The 1,775-nt window shown below is 48.1% G+C and carries 3 protein-coding genes; 2 read left to right on the top strand and 1 reads right to left on the bottom strand.

Translation table 11 applies throughout. The features are described from left to right. Positions 1-241: hypothetical protein (locus tag GAC_RS00710; protein ID WP_010267564.1), on the bottom strand; the 241-nt coding region annotated here is incomplete at its 3' end. Positions 242-433: 192 nt separating this feature from the next. Between GAC_RS00710 and GAC_RS00705 the strand changes: the two genes are divergently transcribed. Together GAC_RS00705 and ubiG are read left to right on the top strand one after the other, a co-directional pair. After that, positions 434-874, top strand: coding sequence for an RpiB/LacA/LacB family sugar-phosphate isomerase (locus tag GAC_RS00705; protein WP_012658943.1), 441 nt, complete (start codon positions 434-436; stop codon positions 872-874). Between the two features lie 92 nt (positions 875-966). Next, positions 967-1,671: a bifunctional 2-polyprenyl-6-hydroxyphenol methylase/3-demethylubiquinol 3-O-methyltransferase UbiG gene (gene ubiG, locus GAC_RS00700; RefSeq protein ID WP_010267566.1), complete on the top strand. Its 705-nt coding sequence runs from the start codon at positions 967-969 to the stop codon at positions 1,669-1,671. Positions 1,672-1,775 lie beyond the last annotated feature (104 nt).

The raw sequence follows: 1,775 nt of genomic DNA, 5'->3' as shown, positions 1-1,775 counted from the left end.
ACTTCACCGCTGCAGAATAAGCGTCCCTAATACTGACAAATATGCTCTCATACAGGTCTATCTGGTTCAAGAACTTCTCGACCCGCTCCTTCATGTACCGAAACTGTACCTCAGGAATCGCGCTAGACTTAAAGGCGCTGACTATATCACCCCTAAGAGCCTCCGCGTACTCCCTAGTGGCACTCAAATGGTTCAGCGTGGATTCTATTATTGCACCGGGATCTTCGCTCGTCTCAGGCATCTATATATACTACAGGTATAACATCACAGGCGGTAATACACTTTAAAAGTTTAGTTGTAAAGAAAAATATGGCGAAAAGAAGGGGTAGGGAGAGACATTCTCATAATTATTTTGACTTTATTGGATATATGAGTGAGACTACCAACCGAGGGTCGCCTTCTGTATTATTGATTCTCAGTCTGAGCGCGTGCTGTGTTGGTGGTAGATAGGGTTTTCGTTGCTTCGGATCATGCGGGTGTGCAGCTCCGGCTTCTTCTCGGTGCATACCTGGGGGATCTTGGGTGTGAAGTTGCTGACTGTGGCTGCGATGTCGGTGATGATGCTGCGGATTATCCTGACTGCGTGCCGGGCGTGGTTGATTGCGTGTCTGACACAAGCTTTGGGGTGCTGATTTGTGGCACAGGGATAGGGATGAGTATCGCAGCAAACAGGAATAAGTGGATCAGGGCCGCGCTGTGCCATGATCCGACGTTCGCTAGGCTTGCTAGAGAGCATAATGACGCGAACGTCTTGTGCTTTGGTGCCAGATACGTAGAGCCTGATGTGGCTAAGTCTGTGCTATACACATTTCTCACTACCAGGTTCTTGGGTGGGAGGCACGCGGCCAGAGTGAAAAAGTTGGGTAGTGGCTAGCTGCCGAGCGCCGTGATCTAGCCGTGGTCTATAGGTTGGTATGCTTGCCTCTGTGACGCAAATAGAACTCCTGGCTGTTCTGGTCTCAGCGCATGTGCTGTAGTGTTGACGATGCGGAAATCCGCAGATTTTCTAGTTTGGCCTCTGAATGGTGGGATGGGGATGGCTTTGCTGTCTTGCACAAAGTGAACCCTGTAAGGGTAAAATACGTACTTTCACAGTTGGATAGCAGCTCCTCCAAACGTTCCTTACTAGACATAGGATGTGGCGGAGGTATATTTGCGGAGTCCATGGTGAGGCTAGGTTTTTCCGTCACCGGAGTAGATCCCAGTCAAGCAAGCATAGAAGCTGCTTCAACGCACGCACGTGTAGCTGGATTGGATATCCATTACCATTGCGCACATCTGGACCAATTCTGTGCGAATCATCCAGAAGTTTACGATGTAGTCACGCTGATGGAAGTTGTTGAACACGTCACAGATCTAGAATCTTGTCTGGAAAACGCCTGCAGATTACTCAAAAGGGGAGGCATGCTGTTTCTTTCTACGCTGAATAGAACGTTAAAGTCTATGATATTGGCAATAGTAGCTGCAGAATATGTTTTGCGATGGGTGCCTAGGGGAACACACAGCTGGAATAAGTTTGTCAGACCAAGTGAGGTGTGTTCCATGCTGCGCGCTAGAGGGGTTATCGTGCAGAATATTAGTGGTATGAAGTACAGAGTGTTGCAGAACGATTGGTGTGTGACAAGTGATGATGTGGATGTGAATTATTTGCTCGCTGCAAAAAAGCTCTGAAGTTTGCATCTATTTTTTGCGATGCTGCTCAGACATACTGTATCACCTGTTTCTACTGCGAATGTTGCGGCGGCGTGTAATTATGGAGTAGGGGAGACCTCTAT

Source organism: Anaplasma marginale str. Florida (assembly GCF_000215485.1).
Taxonomy (GTDB): Bacteria; Pseudomonadota; Alphaproteobacteria; order Rickettsiales; family Anaplasmataceae; genus Anaplasma; species Anaplasma marginale.
The sequence above is the reverse complement of the archived record's forward strand: the minus strand, read 5'-3'. Positions and strand labels throughout refer to the sequence as shown.